The organism is Belnapia moabensis DSM 16746 (assembly GCF_000745835.1).
In the GTDB taxonomy this organism is placed as follows: domain Bacteria; phylum Pseudomonadota; class Alphaproteobacteria; order Acetobacterales; family Acetobacteraceae; genus Belnapia; species Belnapia moabensis.
Window position 1 is genome coordinate 77026 of sequence record NZ_JQKB01000020.1, and the last position, 16477, is coordinate 93502.

Sequence of the window (16477 nt, forward strand, 5' to 3'; positions counted from 1 at the left end):
TCCTGCATCCCGCAGGAGGGACCGATGCCCCACCCCCCCGACACCGCCGCTTTCTTCACCGAGGCCGCCACCCAGGCCCCGCCCGCCGCTTGGTCCGTCGCCCTCGTCATCGCCGCGCCGGCCATCTTCGTCGCCGGCATGGCCTGGCTGCTCACCGCCCTCGCCCGCCGCCTCCAGGCCGCGGCGCAGCAGGCCGGCCCCACCGCCTTCGCCCGCCTGACCGAACTCCCCTGCGGCGTGCCCGACGGCACCATCCGCGCCCTCATCTCCTGCTTCATCGTCATCTTCGGCTTCCTGCTGATTGGCCTGCAGAAGCCGCTCGGCCTCGCCAGCGCCGAGGCGCTGACCGGCTTCATCGGCGCCGTCATCAGCTTCTATTTCGCCACCCGCCAGTCCGAGCAGTCGCGCGCCGCCACCCCCACGGCCGACCCCACCCCCGCCAGCACGGCGCTGGCTGCCGCCCGCAGCGTCCTCGACGCCGCCGCGACGGCCGCCCGGCTCGCGCCCGACAACGGCCTCGCCCAGCGCGCCGCCGCCACGGCCAGCGCCGCCCGCACCACCATCGACGCCGCGACGGAGGCGCTGCGCACCCCCACCCCCGCCAGCATCGCCACCGCCGCCAACGCCGCCGAGGCGACCCTCACCGCCGCCCTCGGCCCGACCAACCCGGCGACCTCGCTCATCGCCGACACGCTCTCCGCCCTCCGCGCCAGCCCCGCCTTGCTCGGCCTCGGCGGCCCCGCCGGCCTCGTCGCCGCCATCGGCCTCGGTGCCCTCCAGGCCATCGGCCAGGGTGCGGAGCATTTCGAGCGCTGGAAGGCTCGCATCCTCGACGGTCCCTATACCGCCAACCTCTTCCCCCCTGGCCCGGTGGACGGCGCCGTCGCCCTCTCCGCCCTTGAGGCCTCGCCGATCTTCGCCCGCGCTTGGCTCACGCCGAACCTCGCCCCCGCAGAGCGCTTCGCCACCGCCACCCGCCTCGCCACCCTGGCGCAAGGCGAAACCGAGCCCGCCCGCATCGCCCTCGACACCCCCGGCCGCTTCGCCAGCGCCGACGAGTTCGCCACCGGCCTCCAGGAATTCCGCGGCCGCCTGCTCGACGGCAGCCTCGACGCGGTGGACGACCGCCCGATCGACCTCGCCCCCGCCGGCCTCACTGCCCCGCCCATCCCCCAGGCGACCCTGCGCGACACCCTCGCCACCCTCCGCACGGACCCCGCCGGCCGCGACCTCGACCGCCTGGTGCTGCTGCTGACCGGCCTCGCCGCCAGCCCCGACCTCACCCGCGCCCAGGCGGCCGACCTGCTCCGCCGCCAGCTCGCCGCCGCCGCATGAGGGCGCTCCTTCCCCTCCTCCTCCTCGCCGCCTGCGCCACGCAGCGGCTGGACGCCGACAAGACCCTGCTGGCCCAAGGCGAGGTCGCCCGCCTCGCCACCCAGCCCCCGCCCTGCGCCGATGCCCGCCCGGAATGCCGCCAGGCCCAGGAGATCCGCGCCGAGGCCTGCCGCCGCCAGGGCGACCTCCCCTGCGCCATCACGGCCTGGCAGGCCGCCCTCGCCCCCGGCAGCCCCCGCCGCATCCCGCTGAACCTCGCCGCCGCCGCCCAGGACGCCATCAGCACCGGCGCCGGCGACCCGGCGACCAACGCCGCCGCCGAGCTGACGGCCGCCGATGCCCTCCGCGCCGGGAACCCCGCCGACCCGGCCGGCTGCGCCCACGCCGCCTCCGCCCGCCTGACGCTGGCCCTGCTCACCCCGCCCGGCCCCACTCGCTGCGCCCGGCTCGCCCCCCTCCCCGCCGTCTGCCGCCCCGTCCTCCCGCGCCCCCTCGCCGCCGCCCTGCACCGGAGCTGCCCATGACCACCCGCACCCTCCGCCTCACCCAGCCGATGATGCGCGGCGAGGACGTGCTCCAGCTCCAGCGCCGCCTGCAATCCGGCGGCTGGCCCGCCCCGGTTGCCGGCCTGGTGCGCAGCGCCGACGGCCTCTTCGGCCCGGCGACCGCCGCCGCCGTCGCCGCCCTCCAGGCCCTGCTCGGCCTCCCCCCGGACGGCATGGTGGACGCCCCCCTCTGGTCCCGCCTGCTGCCGGGCACGCCGCCGCCCGCGGACCCGCTCTCGCCCGAGGCGCTGGCCGCCCTCGCCCGCCCGCATGCCCGCTTCGGCGGCGGCACCCGCTGGTCGCTAACCCACTTAGGGATCGTCCTCGAGACCGGCGAGCTGCCCGCCTCCGCCGCGCAGGAGGCGATGATCCGCCGCATCCTCTCCGCCTTCGCCGCCCCGCTCGGCACCGAGTCCCGCCGCCACCGCCTGCCCGTGGAGCTGCTCGCCGCCTGCATCGCCACCGAATCCGGCGGCGACCCCCTGGCCGAGCGCCACGAGCCCGGCTTCCGCGACTATGCCTCGACGCCCCACCGCGTCTCCATCGGCTGCATGCAGACCCTGATCTCGACGGCGGCAGCCGTCCTCCGCCGCCCCGTCACGCCCGAGGAATTGCGGCGCCCCGAGATCAGCATCGCCGCCGGTGCCGCCTTCATCGCGGAGGCCGTCCCCCGCACCCTGCTCGACCCGCCGGTCGTCGCCTGCGCCTACAATGCCGGCTCGGTCCGCCACGACCCCTCGCCCGGCAACCGCTGGCGCATGCTGCAATACCCGGCCGGGACGGGCGCCCACGCCGACCGCTTCTGCGCCTTCTTCAACGCGGCCGCCCGCCTGCTTCGGCGCGGATCCGCTTTAAGCGCTCAATTCCTAAAATTCCCCGAGCAACCCCTTGATCCTCAAGGAAATGCCCCGCCGCGAATTTAAGCGGCCCGGACCCCCTTCGAGGTGCTGTACTCGAAATGCAGCGCCTCGCCAGGGAAGACGCGGGGATGGATCGCATGCGCCGCCATCGCCGCCTCGGAGAAGCCCTGCAGGATCAGCTTCAGCTTCCCCGGATAGGTGGCGATATCGCCGATCGCATGCACCCCCGGCAGGCTCGTCATGCAGGTCGCGGGCTCCACGGAGACATGGCTGTGGCTCAGCCCCAGCCCCCATTCCGCGATCGGCCCCAGCTCCATCGACAGGCCGAAGAAGGCCAGCAGGTGATCCGCCGGCACCACTTTCTCCTCACCCTTCAGCGTCGCCAGCACCACGTCCGAGAGCCTCCCGCCATCCCCCCGCAGCCCGTGCAGCTGATAGGGGATGGCCATCTCCACCTCCCCCTTCGCCGCCGCCTCCTCGAGCCTGGCCGCGCTCTCCGGCGCCGCCCGGAATTTCGCCCGCCGATGCACGACCACCACCCGCTCGGCGACATCCTTCAGCGACAGCGCCCAATCCACGGCCGAGTCGCCCCCGCCCGCGATCACCACCCGCTTGCCACGGAACTCCTCGCGCCGCGAAACCGCGTAGCGCACCGCCCCCGTCGCCTCATACCCTTCGAGCCCCGCGAGCGGCGGCCGGTTCGGCCCGAAGGCCCCGGCGCCGGCCGCGATCACCACCGCCTTCGCCCGCACCTCGTCCCCCGCGCTGGTCCCGAGCAGATACGTCTCCCCCTCCCGCACCAGCCGCTCCACCCGTCGCCCGAGCAGATAGGCCGGCCGGAAGGGCGCCGCCTGCGCCTCCAGCTGATGGATCAGCCCCGCCCCCTCGATCGCGGGATGGGCCGGGATGTCGTAGATCGGTTTTTCCGGGTAGAGCGCCACGCATTGCCCGCCGATCGAATCCAGCGCGTCGATCACGACGCTCCGCATCCGCAGCATGCCGCACTGGAACACCGCGAAGAGCCCGACCGGCCCCGCGCCGATGATCGCCACATCCGTCTCGATCGCCGCCATCACCATGACCTTCGAAGAGGCCCGGGTATTAGGGCCGAAGCCGCGCTATACCAACCCCTCGATGCCCCTGACCCTCTCGCTGCCCGACGCCGCGGCCACCGCCCGCCTCGCGGCCCTGCTCGCCCCGCGCGCCCGGCCGGGCGATGCCGTCCTGCTCGACGGCCCCCTCGGCGCCGGCAAGAGCGCCTTCGCCCGCGCCTTCCTCCGCACCCTGGCCGGCGACCCGGCGCTCGAGGTCCCCTCGCCCAGCTTCACCCTGGTGCAGAGCTACGACCTCCCCAACGGGCTGGAGGCCCACCACTTCGACCTCTACCGCCTCGACGGCCCCACGGACCTCCGCGAACTCGGCTGGGACGAGGCCCGCCGCGGCCTCGTCCTCGTCGAATGGCCGGACCGCCTCGGCCCCCTCGCGCCGGAGGGGGCGTTGCATCTCCGCCTCGCCCACGGAGAGAAGGAGGACAGCCGCATCGCCACACTGGACGGCTGGCCCGGCCGGCTGCATGGGCTGGCCGGATGAGATTCCCCGACCCCTTCCTCGCCGCCCATGGCTACGGCGCCGCCGCCCGCCACCCGCTCGCCGGCGACGCCGACCTCCGCCGCTATGCCCGCCTCACCGGCGGCCCGCGCCCCGCCCTGCTGATGGACGCCCCACCGCCGCAGGATGTCCGCCCCTTCCACGCCCTCTCCCGCCACCTGCTCGCCGCCGGCTTCTCGGTGCCGGAGGTGATCGCCGCCGACGAGGCCGCGGGCTTCCTCCTGGTCGAGGATTTCGGCGACGCCACCCATGCCGCGCTGCTCGACGCCGGCGCCGACCCCCTCCCCCTCTACCGCGAGGCGGCGGATACATTGGCCGCCCTGCACGCCGCCCCGCCGCCCCCCGGCCTCCCCGCCTGGGATGCCGAGGCGATGACGCGCGCGACCGCCGCGACCTTCCTCGACTGGTGGTGGCCCGCCGCCTTCGGCGCCCCGCCGGGCGAGGCCGTCCGCGCCGAACTCGCCGCGGCGCTGGCCGAGATGCTGGCCCCCCTCGCCGGCGCGCGGGGCTTCGTCCACCGCGACTACTTCCCCGCCAACCTCATGCGCATCGGGGACCGCGAGGGCATCCGCCGCACCGGCATCCTCGACTTCCAGGACGCCGCCATCGGCCACCCCGCCTACGACATCGTCTCCCTCGTCGAGGATGCCCGCCGCGACGTGACGCCGGAGGTCCGCCGCGCCACCCTCGCCGCCTATCTGGCGGCCCGCCCCGGCCTCGACCGCGGCGCCTTCCTCGGCGCCATGGTGGCCTGCGGCGCGCAGCGGCATCTCCGCGTCGCCGCGCTCTGGGTGCGGCTGGCGAGGCGCGACAACAAGCCCGGCTATCTGATACACGGCCCCCGCTGCTGGGCGCTGCTCGACCGCGCGCTCTCCCAGCCGGCCTGCGCCCCGCTCCGCCGCTTCCTCGACGCCCATGTGCCGCATGAGATGCGGAAGAATCCGCCGGAGGCCGCTTGATCCACCTCACCCATGGCATGGTCCTCGCCGCCGGCCTCGGCCTGCGCATGCGGCCGCTGACCGAGACCACCGCCAAGCCGCTGCTGACGCTGCAGGGCCGCAGCCTGCTCGACCGCGCGCTCGACCGGCTCGACTCCGCCGGCATCGAACAGGCCGTGGTCAACGCCCATTGGCATGCCGACCAGGTCGCCGAGGCCGTCGCCCGCCGCGAGTCGCCCTACATCGCCCTGCAACGCGAGGAAGAGCTGCTGGAAACCGGCGGCGGCGTCACCCGCGCCCTGCCGCTGCTCGGCCCCGGCCCCTTCGCCGTGCTGAACGGCGACAGCGTGATCCTCGACGGCCCGAGCCCGGCCCTCGCCCGCATGGCCGCCAGCTTCGACCCGGCGCAGATGGACGGGCTGCTGCTCGTCGTCCGCACCGCGCAGGTGGATGGCGAGGTCGGCCGCGGCGACTTCCATCTCGACCCGCTGGGCCGTATCCGCCGCCCGCGCGAGCTGGAACTTGCTCCCTACATCTTCTCCGGCGTCCAGATCCTCTCCCCGTCGCTGTTCGAGGGCGCCCCCGCCGGCCGCTTCAGCCTCAACCGCCTCTACGACCGCGCCATTGAGGCCGGCCGGCTTTTCGCCCTTGTGCATGACGGCATCTGGTTCCACCTCTCGACGCCCGAGGACCTGGAGCGCGCCGAGGCCTCGATGGCGGCCGGATTGGTGAAGGCGCTTTTCTGACGACCATGGTGCTAGTCTCACCCCGGTGACCGTCTTCCACATCCCGACGCATCTGCCCTTCCTCGACTGCCTCGCGGCCGGGGTGTTGCAGGCCGTGCCCGGCGACGCGCCGGAACGGCTCTCCCGCGTCACCATCCTGCTGCCGACCCGCCGCTCCGCCCGCGCGCTCCGCACCGCCTTCCTCCGCGCGGCGGATGGCCAGGCGCTGCTGCTGCCGCGGATGCGCGCGCTCGCCGGCCTCTCCACCGAGGATGCCGACGAGCTGGCCCTGCCCGCCCTGCTCGATCTGCCACCCGCCGTCGATCCGCTGCGCCGCCAGGCGGTGCTGACCGGCTTCATCCAGCGCCTCGACCGGAAGCACGGCGGCCCGGCGACGCCCGACCAGGCCTGGGCGCTGGCCGGCGCGCTCGGCACGCTGCTCGACGAGATCGCGTTGGAGGAGCGCGACCTCGACCTGCTCGCCGAAACCCCGCCCATCGCCCTCGCCGAGCAATGGCTCGAGCGCCTCGAGTCGCTGGTGCCGGAGACGCATGCGGCGCATTGGCAGATCACCCTCGCCTTCCTGCGCGGCGTCATGGCGCAGTGGCAGCACTGGCTGGAGGGCGAGGGGCTGCTCGACATCGGCATGCGGCGTGCCCAAGCGCTGCGCGCCCAGACCCTCGCCTGGCAGCAGGACCCGCCGCGCGACCCGGTGATTGCCGCCGGCATCGGCGTCGGCGGCACCATCCCGGCGGCCGAGGCCTTGCTGCGCGTCATCGCCCATGACCTGCCCCGGGGCTCGGTCGTCCTGCACGGCATCGACGCCGCCTCGGCCGAGCCGCGCGTCTGGGAGGCCATCCCCGAATCGCCGACGCATCCCTATTGCGGCCAGCGCCGGCTGCTGGCGGCGCTGAAGCTCGGCGCTGACCAGGTCGAACGCTGGCATGGCTGCCCAGCGGAAGAGGCCGAGCGCGCCGCGCCGCAGCGTCGCCCCGACCTGCTAGGCATGGCCCTCCGCCCCGCCGCCGGCCTGCCCGCCTGGCAGTCCCGCCGGCCGGAGGAATGGCGCCCGGCCCTCGACGGCCTCACCCTGCTGACCGCACCCGACGCCCAGGCCGAGGCCGCCGCCATCGCCCTTACCCTGCGCGAGGCGCTGGAGGACCCTTCGGCCCGCGCCGCCCTCGTCACCCCGGACCGCGACCTCGCCCGCCGCGTCTCGGCGGAGCTCGCCCGCCACGGCGTCACCGCCGACGACTCGGCCGGCGAGCCGCTGGGCGAGACGCCGACCGGCAGCTTCCTCCGCCTCCTCGCCCGCATGGCCGCCGCCGAGCTGGCGCCGGTGCCGCTGCTCTCCGTCCTGAAGCACCCGCTCTGCGCCGGCGGCTGGCCGCGCGAGCGCTGGGTTTCGGCCGTCCGCCGCCTGGAACGCGCGGCGCTGCGCGGCCCCCGCCCGGCGCCGGGGATGGCCGGGCTCCGCGCCGCCGCCCGCGCCGGCCTAGCCCGCGAGAGCGAGGTCGAGGTGCTGGCCGAGATCACCTCCCTGCTCGATGCGCTGGAAGCGGCGCTCGGCGCCTTCGCCGGCCTTGCCTCCACGCCCCGCCCGCCCGCCGACCTGCTCGCCGACCACCTCGCCGCCGCCGAGGCGCTGGCGGCGACGCCGACCCTGCCCGGCGGCCTCCGCCTCTATGCCGGGGAGGAGGGCGAGGCGCTGGCTTCCCACCTCGCCGCCCTGGCGCCGGCCATGGCGCTGCTGCCACCGCTCGCCGCCGAGGCCTGGCCCTCACTCTTTGACGCCGCCATGGATGGGGCGGCCGCACCCAGCCTCCGCGGCAGCCGGGGCCGCGAGGGCGGCCCGCATCCGCGCGTCGAGATCCTCGGCCTGTTGGAAGCCCGGCTGCTGACCTTCGACCGCGTCGTGCTCGGCGCCCTCGACGAGACGGTCTGGCCGCTGGCGACCGATCCCGGCCCCTGGATGAGCCGGCCGATGCGGCACGAATTCGGCCTGCCGGAACCCGAGGCGCGCATCGGCCGCGTCTGCGCGGACTTCCTGCTGACCGCCTGCTCCGCGCCGGAGGCCGTGCTCTCCCGTGCCCAGCGCCGCGGCGGCGCGCCGACCCTGCCGGCGCGCTGGCTGACCCGGATCGAGACCTTCCTGGCCGGGCAGGACGGGTTGCGCCTGCCGCCAAGCCCGGCCATCGCCTGGACCGCCCGCCTCGACCGGGCCGAGCATGCCGCGCCCTGCGCCCGCCCCGCCCCACGCCCGCGGCCGGAGCAGCGGCCGGCGCGGCTCTCCGTCACCCAGGTCGAGACGCTGATCGCCGACCCGTACGCCTTCTACGCCCGGCATGTGCTGCGGCTCCGCCCGCTGGATCCGCTGGAGGCGGATGCGGGGGTGCTCGACTACGGCAACCTCGTCCATGCGGCGATGGCGGGCTTCGTCCGCCGCCTCTCCGGCCAGCCCTGGCCGGGCGAGGATGCGGCGCGACAATGGTGGGAGGATGCGGCCCGCGCCGCCCTGGCCGATGCCTCGCCGCGCCCCGGCCTCGCCGCCTTTTGGGCGCCGCGGCTCGGCCGTATCGGCGAATTCGCCGTGCAGCAGGAGGCGGCGCTGCGGGAGGGCACGGCGCCGATCCGCAGCGAGGTGGAAGTGAAGGGCGAGCTGGCGCTCCGCCTCGGCGGGCGCGAGGTGACGCTGACGGCCTATGCCGACCGCATCGACATCTTGCCGGGGGGCCTCCGCATCCTTGACTACAAGACCGGCGAGCCGCCGAGCGGCGAGGCAGTGCGCGACGGGCGCAAGCCGCAGCTGACGCTGGAGGCCGCCATCGCTGCGGCCGGCGGCTTCGAGCGGGTGCCGCAGGAGGATGCGGGGGCGCTGGTCTACTGGCGCCTTTCCGGCGGGCCGAAGCCGGGCGAGGTGAAGGCCGCGGTCGAGGACAAGCTGCTGGTGCGCCAGCTCGCCGATATGGCGCAGACGGCGCTGATCGAGCTGGTCGGCGACTTCCTGCTCGGCGACCGGCCCTTCACCGCCCGGCCGCACCCGAAGCGGGCGCCCGCGGGCAACGACTACGACCATCTCTCGCGCCTGGCCGAATGGGCCGGCGCCGAGGATGCGCGGGGCGGCGCATGAGCGAGAACGCGCGCCTCCGCGCCGAGCAGCAGCAGCAGGCGGCCTCCGACCCGACGGTCTCGGCCTGGGTCGGCGCCTCGGCCGGCTCGGGCAAGACCAAGGTGCTGATCGACCGCGTGCTGCGGCTGCTGCTCGACCCGGCGCAGGTGCCGGGGCGCATCCTCTGCCTCACCTTCACCCGCGCCGCGGCCGCCGAGATGCAGGCGCGGCTGCGCCGCCGCCTCGGCGAATGGACGGTGGCGGATGAGCCGGTGCTGGCCGCGCAGATCCGCCGCCTCACCGGGCTGGAGCCGGATGCGCGGCGGATCGACCGCGCCCGCCGCCTGCTGGTCGAGGTGCTGGAGATGCCGGGCGGCATGCGCATCTCGACCATCCACAGCTTCTGCCAGAGCCTGCTCCGCAGCTTCCCGCTCGAGGCCGACCTCCCGCCGCAATTCGCAGTACTGGAGGAGCAGGACGCCGCCGCGATGCTGGCCGAGGCACGCGAATCCGTGCTGGCGAATGCGGACGCCGTGGCGCAGGAGCTGGCGCTGCTCGCGGGCATCGCCTCGGCGGATACCTTCGCCGATGTGACGCGGGCGCTGCTGCAAGACACGGCGCGGGAGCGGCTGCTGCGCTGCCTCCAGGGCTGCAACGGCATCGCCGGCTTCCGGCTGCGGCTGGCCGCGGCGCTCGGCGCGCCGGACAGCCTCGATGAGGCGGAGGTGATCGCCGCCGCCTGCACGGTGGAGGAGGCGCCGCTGCGCCTGGCGGCGAGCCTGCTCGGCGCCAGCAAGACCGAGAGCGACCGGCAGCGCGCAGCGCAACTCATCGAGTGGATCGGTGCGGATGCGGAGGCGCGGGCGGCGCGATTCGACGATTGGCACCGCTTTTTCATCACCGACAAGGGCACCGTGCGGGCCGATAAGGGCTTCGCCACCAAGGGCGTCGGCGCGCGTCAGGCGGAGGTGCTGGCGGCGCTCGTCGCCGAGGGCGAGCGGCTGCTGAAGGTGGCCGAGCAGCGCGCCGCCTGCCGCCTCGCCGCGGCGACGGGCGCGCTGCTGGCGCTGGCCGCGCCGGTGCTCGACCGCAGCCGGGCGCGGCAGCGCCAGGCCGGGCTGCTCGGCTATGGCGACCTGATCGACCATGTGCGGCGCATCCTGCAGGACCCGGGCAGCGCCTGGGTGCTCTACAAGCTGGATGGCGGGCTCGACCACGTCCTGCTCGACGAGGCGCAGGACAGCAACCCGGCGCAGTGGGGCATCGCCGCGGCGCTGACGGCGGAGTTCTTCGCCGGCAACGGCGTGGAACGCAGCCGGGCACGCTCGCTCTCCGCCGCTGCGGTGGAGGCCGAGGCGCCGCGGCGGACGGTCTTCGCGGTCGGCGACATCAAGCAGGCGATCTACGGCTTCCAGGGCGCCGACGCGGTGGGCTTCGCCACCTGGGAAGGGCATTACGGGCAGCAGGTGCGCGATGGCGGCGGCGAGTTCCGCCAGGTGCAGCTCGACGTCTCCTTCCGCTCGACGGCGCCGGTGCTGGCGCTGGTCGATGCCGTCTTCGCCGACGGGCCGGCGCGGGGGGGCGTTGTCGCGGATGGCGGGACGCTGCGCCACCTGCCGGACCGGCAGGGCCATGCAGGCAGCGTGGAGCTGTGGCCGCTGCTCCGCCCGGCCGAGACGCCGGCGCCGGAGCCCTGGCAGGTGCCGCTGGAGCCGGAGCGCGTCGCCAGCGCCGAGGCGCTGATGGCCGAGGCGCTGGCGGCGCGCATCGACCACATGATCCGCCACGAGCGGCTGGAATCGCGTGGCCGCGGCGTGCGGGCGGGCGACGTGCTGGTGCTGCTGCGTAAGCAGGCGAATGTGGCCCTCGTGCCGCTGCTGGTCCGCGCGCTGAAGGCACGGCAGGTGCCGGTCGCGGGCGTCACGCGGGTGAAGCTCGTCGAGCATATCGCGGTGATGGACCTGCTCGCCCTCTGTGACGTGCTGCTGCTGCCCGATGACGATCTCCAGCTCGCCGTGCTGCTGAAGAGCCCGCTGATCGGCCTCTCCGAGGAGGCGCTGCTGGCGCTGGCGCATGGCCGCACCGGCTCGCTCTGGAGCGCGCTGATGGCGCATCGGGACGAGGCGGCGGATGGCACCGCGGCGCGGGCGGCGGCCTGGCTTGCACGACTGGCGGGGCGGGCCGACCTCGTCACCCCGTACGCGCTGCTGGCCGAGGTGCTGGGCGAGCCGTCCATGGACGGCTCCCGTGGGCGGGCCCGGCTGCTGGCGCGGCTCGGGCCGGAGGCGGCCGACGTGCTGGACGAGCTGCTGAACGCGGCGCTGACGCATGAGCGGCGGCACCCGCCGAGCCTGCAGGGCTTCCTCCACTGGCTGCGCCAAGGCGGCGCCGAGGTGAAGCGCGAGGCGGAGGCGGCGGGCGATGCCGTCCGCATCATGACGGTCCACAACGCCAAGGGATTGCAGGCGCCGATCGTCATCCTCCCCGATGTCGGCAGCGGCACGGGCGGCGAGGCGATCCGCTGGCTGGAGGGGGATGGCATCGCCCTGCCGCTCTGGGCGCCAAACAAGAGCTTCCATGCCCCGGCCTTCCTCGCGGCGAAGGCGGCCGACGAGGCGCGGCGGCTGGAGGAGGAGAACCGGCTTCTCTACGTGGCCCTGACCCGCGCCGAGGACCGGCTGGTGGTCTGCGGCTGGGGCAAGGAGCCGGGCGAGTGGTACCGGCACGTCGCCGCCGGCTTCCGCCGGATCGAGGGCGCGGCCGAGCATCGCTTCGACCATGCCGGCTTCGGCGCGCCCGCGGCCTGCGATTTCGGCGACTGCATCCACTGGCGGCTGGACTGCGGCCAGGAGGAGGCACCGGTGCCGGACCTCCCGCATTCCGTCGCGGACGAGGCGGGGCCGCTGCCCGGCTGGGCGACGCGCCCGGCACCGGCCGAGGCGGTGGAGGCGGCACTCAGCCCCTCCGCCCTGCCGGGCGAGGCGGAGACACCGGCCGCCGCCCCGCATGGCGAGGCCGATCCCGGCGGGCGGCGCTTCCGCCGCGGCCGCGTGATGCATGCGCTCCTCCAGCACCTGCCGGAGCGCGATCCGGCCGAGCGGCGGGAGGCGGCGGCGCGCTTCCTCGCCCGGCCAGGGCATGGGCTGGAGCCGGCCGAGCAGGCGGAGATGCTGGAGGAGGTGCTGGCTCTCCTCGCCGCGCCGGCCATTGCGGCAGCCTTCGCGCCGGGGAGCCTGGCCGAGGCGCCGATCGCGGGCCGCCTCGGCGGACAGCTGGTGACGGGGCAGGTGGACCGGCTGGTGGTCTCGCCCGAGCGGGTGCTGGTACTCGACTACAAGACCAACCGGCCACCGCCCGCGACGGCGGAGGCGGTAGCGCCGCTTTATCTGCGGCAGATGGCAGCCTATCGCGCCGTGCTGCGCCAGGCCTTCCCCGACCGGGTAGTGGATTGCGCCCTGGTCTGGACCTATGGCGCCCGGCTGATGCCGCTGCCGGGCGAGTTGCTCGACCAGCATCTCCCCGCGTCCGCAACATAGCGGCCCCGCGCAGGCGGTGGCCTTGACCCCGGCCCGACCTGTGACGAATTCTTACAACATGGTGGGGCCTTCCCGGCTCCAGGAACGAGGCGCAGGACGATGAGCGAACTCACCAAGGCCGTGACCGACGAGAGCTTCAAGCAGGACGTGCTGGATGCCTCCGGCCCCGTGCTGGTCGATTTCTGGGCGGAGTGGTGCGGCCCCTGCCGCATGGTCGGCCCGATCCTTGACGACATCGCCAAGGAATACGAAGGCAAGCTGACCATAGCCAAAGTCAACATCGACGAGAACCCGATGACGCCGAACGAGTATGCGGTACGGGGCATCCCAACCATGCTGCTCTTCAAGGACGGCAAGCTGCTCGACACCAAGGTCGGCGCCTTGCCGAAGACGGCGCTGAAGGACTGGATCGCCGGCCAGATCGCCTGAGGGCTTGAGATACCCCGCCGCGAAGCCGCGCTGCGGCTTCGCGGTATCTCCCGGCCTGGCCGCGCTCTTAACGCGCGGCGGCCGGGCCGATGAGCCGTTGCATCCTGGGGATCTCCTCCTCCAGCGCCCGGCCGAGCGCCGGACCATCCACGCCGTCCCAGAGGATCGTGCCGGTGCTGTCGAACAGCACCTTGACCTCGCGGTCGAGCAGGGCGCGATGGGTGGCCTCGGCAAGGCGGGCCACGATGGCGGGCGGCGTGCGGGCCGGGGCATAGAGCCCGGACCAGCCGAGCAATTCGGCGCCCGCCAGCCCCGCCTCGGACAGCGTTGGCACCTCTGGCGCGATGACCAGACGCTCGCCGGCATTGACGGCCAGGGCGCGGAGCTTGCCGTCGCGCACATGCGGCAGGGCGCTCAGCGGATAGTCGAACAAAAGGTCGAGCCGGCCGGCGACGGTATCGTTCAGCGCCTGGGCGAAGTTGGAATAGGGGACCAGCGTCAGCTCAACCCCGGCCTTCTGGGCGAAGAGCGCGCCGGCGGCATGCTGGCCGGAGCCGATGCTGGCGCCATAGGTCACCTTGCCCGGGTTGCGCCTCGCATGCTCGATCAGCGCCGGGATGCTGGCGAAGGGCTGGCCCAGCCCGGAGATGACGATATTGGCCGAGGCGCCGATGCCATGCACCGGGGTGAAGTCCCGCCTCGCCTCGAAGCGGAGGCCGGGGATCAGCAGCGGCGCGATGGCGAAGGTGGCGAAATTGCCGAAGAAGACGGTGTAGCCATCGGGCGCCGCGCGGGCGGCGTATTCGGCGGCGATGGTGCCGCCGGCGCCGGACCGGTTGTCGATGACGACGCTCTGTCCGAGGGCCGTGCCGAGCTTCAGGGCGACCAGCCGCGCGGCGACATCGAGGACGCTGCCGGGGCCGCCGGGGACGACCCAGGTGATGGTCCGGGCCGGGTATTCCTCCCCCGCCCTCGCCCGGAGCGCCGGCAGCGCGAGCGCGCCTCCGGCCAGGATGGTTCTTCGGGTAATCGCCATGCGCGCCCGCCTTTCCGCCATTTCCCCGCCGGGCTCTGTGGCCCGTGCGAGGTCAGGCTAGCGCGATGCGCGCGGGTGCGTATACGGCGGCGTCAGGTCTTCTCGACCTGGGTGTATTCCAGCTCGACCGGGGTGGAGCGGCCGAAGATGCTGACCGAGACCTTCACCCGACCGCGTTCCTCGTCCACTTCCTCGACGGTGCCCATGAAGCTGGTGAAGGGCCCGTCGGCGACGCGGACCTGCTCGCCCACCTCGAAGACCACGGCAGGCTTGCGCGGCTTCTCCACGCCTTCCTTCACCTGGTTGACGATGCGCTGGGCCTCGGCCTCGGTGATCGGGCTCGGCTTGTTCTTGTTGCCGAGGAAGCCGGTGACCTTCGGCGTGTCCTTCACCAGGTGCCAGGCGTCGTCCGACATCTCCATCTTCACCAGGACGTAGCCGGGGAAGAACTTCCGCTCGGAATTGACCTTCTGTCCGCGGCGGACCTCGGTCACCTCCTCGGCGGGAACCAGGATCTCGTCGAACTGGTCGCCGAGGCCCTTCTGGGCGGCCTGCTCCTTGATCTGCTGGGCGATCTTCTTCTCGAAGCCCGAATAGACGTGCACCACGTACCAGCGCTTGGCCATCGCCTGCTGCTCCCTCACCCGATTCCGAACAGGCCGCGCATCGCCAGGGCGATCAGCTGGTCGGCGACCAAGAAGAAGATGGCCGCCAGCGCCGACATCGCCAGCACGAGGCCGGTCGTGATCAAGGTTTCCTTGCGGCTCGGCCAAGTGACTTTCGCCACCTCCGTCCGCACGTCCCGGACATACTGCGCGGGATCAAGCTTGGCCAAGTCGGGGAACCTTCTGTGCTGCGGTTAACGCTTCGCGGGCGGCCACCCACCCCCGCAGCATGGGGAGGGATGCCACCCTGGACAAGTCAGGAGTGCCACGGCGGGCCGGGGCAGGTGGCAGGGGCGGAGGGTCTCGAACCCCCAACCTCCGGTTTTGGAGACCGGCGCTCTACCAATTGAGCTACGCCCCTTCACGCCCGGCGGAGCCGCGGCGCGAGGCGATGCCTATAAGTCAGCGGTGGCGGGCTGTCGAGGGGGAGCAGGCGTTATCCCCAACGCAAACGGGCCGCCCGAAGGCGGCCCGTCCGGTATATCCAGGCCTGGAGGCCCGGCTTACTTCACGATGCTCGCAACGACGCCGGCGCCGACGGTGCGGCCGCCCTCGCGGATGGCGAAGCGGAGCCCCTGGTCCATGGCGATGGGGGCGATCAGCTCGACATCCATCGTCACGTTGTCGCCCGGCATCACCATCTCGACGCCTTCCGGCAGCTTCACGATCCCGGTCACGTCGGTGGTCCGGAAGTAGAACTGCGGCCGGTAGTTGGTGAAGAACGGCGTGTGGCGCCCGCCCTCCTCCTTGGTCAGAATGTAGGCCTCGGCCTTGAAGCCGGTGTGCGGCGTGATCGAGCCGGGCTTGGCCAGGACCTGGCCGCGCTCGACGTCCTCGCGCTTCGTGCCGCGCAGCAGCGCGCCGATGTTGTCGCCCGCCTCGCCGCTGTCCAGCAGCTTGCGGAACATCTCGACGCCGGTCACCGTCGTCTTCACCGTGTTCTTCAGCCCGACGATCTCGACTTCCTCGCCGACCTTGACGATGCCGCGCTCGACGCGACCCGTCACCACCGTGCCGCGGCCCGAGATCGAGAACACGTCCTCGATCGGCATCAGGAACGGCATGTCCTTCGGACGCTCCGGCTGCGGGATGTAGCTGTCCACCGCCGCCATCAGCTCGAGCACGGCGTTCTTGCCGATCTCGGGCGTCTTGTCCTCGAGGGCCGCCACCGCCGAGCCCTTGATGATCGGGATGTCGTCGCCCGGGAACTGGTAGCTGGAGAGCAGCTCGCGCACCTCCATCTCCACCAGCTCGACCAGGTCGGGGTCGGCCAGGTCCATCTTGTTCAGGAACACCACCAGGGCGGGGACGCCAACTTGGCGGGCCAGCAGGATGTGCTCGCGCGTCTGCGGCATCGGGCCGTCAGCGGCCGAGACCACCAGGATCGCGCCGTCCATCTGCGCCGCGCCCGTGATCATGTTCTTCACGTAGTCGGCGTGGCCGGGGCAGTCCACATGCGCGTAGTGGCGGTTCTGCGTCTCGTACTCGACATGTGCGGTCGAGATCGTGATGCCACGAGCCCGCTCCTCCGGCGCCTTGTCGATCTGGTCATAGGCCGTGAAGGTCGCGCCACCCGTCTCCGCCAGAACCTTGGTGATCGCCGCCGTCAGCGACGTCTTGCCATGGTCGACATGCCCGATCGTCCCAATGTTGCAGTGCGGCTTGTTCCGCTCAAACTTCGCCTTCGCCAT

At 73.5% G+C, this 16477-nt stretch carries 14 protein-coding genes and 1 tRNA gene; 9 read left to right on the forward strand and 6 right to left on the reverse strand.

What is annotated here, in order from left to right:
• The first annotated feature begins 24 nt into the window (after positions 1 to 24).
• Genes EP26_RS14790 through EP26_RS38155 form a run of 3 tightly spaced genes read left to right on the forward strand, consistent with a single transcriptional unit; the run spans position 25 to position 2803 of the window.
• A complete protein-coding gene (locus EP26_RS14790; protein ID WP_043339520.1) occupies positions 25 to 1335 on the forward strand; it encodes a hypothetical protein in 1311 nt (436 codons plus the stop codon).
• A complete protein-coding gene (locus EP26_RS34860) occupies positions 1332 to 1859 on the forward strand; it encodes a hypothetical protein (RefSeq protein WP_052389205.1) in 528 nt (175 codons plus the stop codon). Before EP26_RS14790 ends, EP26_RS34860 begins: the two co-directional genes overlap by 4 nt.
• Complete coding sequence (locus EP26_RS38155) at positions 1856 to 2803, forward strand: peptidoglycan-binding protein (protein ID WP_052389206.1); 948 nt, start codon at positions 1856 to 1858, stop codon at positions 2801 to 2803. The genes EP26_RS34860 and EP26_RS38155 overlap by 4 nt, the downstream gene beginning before the upstream one ends.
• Here the strand turns inward: EP26_RS38155 and EP26_RS14805 are convergent.
• The gene (locus EP26_RS14805) at positions 2800 to 3816 is read right to left on the reverse strand and encodes an NAD(P)/FAD-dependent oxidoreductase (protein ID WP_456303877.1); all 1017 of its coding nucleotides are present in this window, start codon (positions 3814 to 3816) and stop codon (positions 2800 to 2802) included. The genes EP26_RS38155 and EP26_RS14805 overlap by 4 nt on opposite strands.
• Positions 3817 to 3874: 58 nt before the next feature.
• On the opposite strand from EP26_RS14805, the gene tsaE reads away from it, so the two are divergent.
• The 6 genes from tsaE to trxA all read left to right on the forward strand — a co-directional run bounded on the left by tsaE (position 3875) and on the right by trxA (position 13085).
• Positions 3875 to 4330, forward strand: a complete 456-nt coding sequence (tsaE, locus tag EP26_RS14810; protein WP_211259448.1) for a tRNA (adenosine(37)-N6)-threonylcarbamoyltransferase complex ATPase subunit type 1 TsaE — start codon at positions 3875 to 3877, stop codon at positions 4328 to 4330.
• The gene (locus EP26_RS14815; RefSeq protein WP_043339523.1) at positions 4327 to 5307 is read left to right on the forward strand and encodes an aminoglycoside phosphotransferase family protein; all 981 of its coding nucleotides are present in this window, start codon (positions 4327 to 4329) and stop codon (positions 5305 to 5307) included. The genes tsaE and EP26_RS14815 overlap by 4 nt, the downstream gene beginning before the upstream one ends.
• Complete coding sequence (locus EP26_RS14820; protein ID WP_245624407.1) at positions 5304 to 6032, forward strand: nucleotidyltransferase family protein; 729 nt, start codon at positions 5304 to 5306, stop codon at positions 6030 to 6032. Before EP26_RS14815 ends, EP26_RS14820 begins: the two co-directional genes overlap by 4 nt.
• Before the next feature lie 25 nt (positions 6033 to 6057).
• Positions 6058 to 9141: a double-strand break repair protein AddB gene (gene addB, locus EP26_RS14825; RefSeq protein ID WP_043339525.1), complete on the forward strand. Its 3084-nt coding sequence runs from the start codon at positions 6058 to 6060 to the stop codon at positions 9139 to 9141.
• Positions 9138 to 12656 carry a double-strand break repair helicase AddA gene (gene addA, locus EP26_RS14830; RefSeq protein ID WP_043339526.1) on the forward strand — a complete coding sequence of 1173 codons (3519 nt, stop codon included), beginning with the start codon at positions 9138 to 9140 and terminating at the stop codon, positions 12654 to 12656. Before addB ends, addA begins: the two co-directional genes overlap by 4 nt.
• A 99-nt stretch (positions 12657 to 12755) precedes the next feature.
• Positions 12756 to 13085 carry a thioredoxin TrxA gene (gene trxA / locus EP26_RS14835; RefSeq protein WP_043339527.1) on the forward strand — a complete coding sequence of 110 codons (330 nt, stop codon included), beginning with the start codon at positions 12756 to 12758 and terminating at the stop codon, positions 13083 to 13085.
• Between the two features lie 67 nt (positions 13086 to 13152).
• Here the strand turns inward: trxA and EP26_RS14840 are convergent, their stop codons facing one another.
• The 5 genes from EP26_RS14840 to tuf all read right to left on the reverse strand — a co-directional run bounded on the left by EP26_RS14840 (position 13153) and on the right by tuf (position 16477).
• The gene (locus EP26_RS14840) at positions 13153 to 14121 is read right to left on the reverse strand and encodes a Bug family tripartite tricarboxylate transporter substrate binding protein (protein ID WP_043339528.1); all 969 of its coding nucleotides are present in this window, start codon (positions 14119 to 14121) and stop codon (positions 13153 to 13155) included.
• 92 nt (positions 14122 to 14213) lie between these two features.
• Positions 14214 to 14747, reverse strand: a complete 534-nt coding sequence (gene nusG, locus EP26_RS14845; RefSeq protein WP_043339529.1) for a transcription termination/antitermination protein NusG — start codon at positions 14745 to 14747, stop codon at positions 14214 to 14216.
• Positions 14748 to 14761: 14 nt separating this feature from the next.
• Entirely contained in the window at positions 14762 to 14956 is a 195-nt protein-coding gene (gene secE / locus EP26_RS14850; protein ID WP_043339530.1) for a preprotein translocase subunit SecE, read from the reverse strand.
• Between the two features lie 115 nt (positions 14957 to 15071).
• Positions 15072 to 15147 (reverse strand) — tRNA-Trp (locus tag EP26_RS14855).
• Between the two features lie 142 nt (positions 15148 to 15289).
• The gene (gene tuf / locus EP26_RS14860) at positions 15290 to 16477 is read right to left on the reverse strand and encodes an elongation factor Tu (RefSeq protein ID WP_043337546.1); all 1188 of its coding nucleotides are present in this window, start codon (positions 16475 to 16477) and stop codon (positions 15290 to 15292) included.

Bases quoted from the DNA above. Each gene is read 5' to 3' on its own strand.
- EP26_RS14790 (WP_043339520.1), top strand. From the start codon at position 25: ATGCCCCACCCCCCCGACACCGCCGCTTTCTTCACCGAGGCCGCCACC.
- EP26_RS34860 (WP_052389205.1), top strand. From the start codon at position 1,332: ATGAGGGCGCTCCTTCCCCTCCTCCTCCTCGCCGCCTGCGCCACGCAG.
- EP26_RS38155 (WP_052389206.1), top strand. From the start codon at position 1,856: ATGACCACCCGCACCCTCCGCCTCACCCAGCCGATGATGCGCGGCGAG.
- tsaE (WP_211259448.1), top strand. From the start codon at position 3,875: ATGCCCCTGACCCTCTCGCTGCCCGACGCCGCGGCCACCGCCCGCCTC.
- EP26_RS14815 (WP_043339523.1), top strand. From the start codon at position 4,327: ATGAGATTCCCCGACCCCTTCCTCGCCGCCCATGGCTACGGCGCCGCC.
- addA (WP_043339526.1), top strand. From the start codon at position 9,138: ATGAGCGAGAACGCGCGCCTCCGCGCCGAGCAGCAGCAGCAGGCGGCC.
- trxA (WP_043339527.1), top strand. From the start codon at position 12,756: ATGAGCGAACTCACCAAGGCCGTGACCGACGAGAGCTTCAAGCAGGAC.
- EP26_RS14840 (WP_043339528.1), bottom strand. From the start codon at position 14,121: ATGGCGATTACCCGAAGAACCATCCTGGCCGGAGGCGCGCTCGCGCTG.
- nusG (WP_043339529.1), bottom strand. From the start codon at position 14,747: ATGGCCAAGCGCTGGTACGTGGTGCACGTCTATTCGGGCTTCGAGAAG.
- tuf (WP_043337546.1), bottom strand. From the start codon at position 16,477: ATGGCGAAGGCGAAGTTTGAGCGGAACAAGCCGCACTGCAACATTGGG.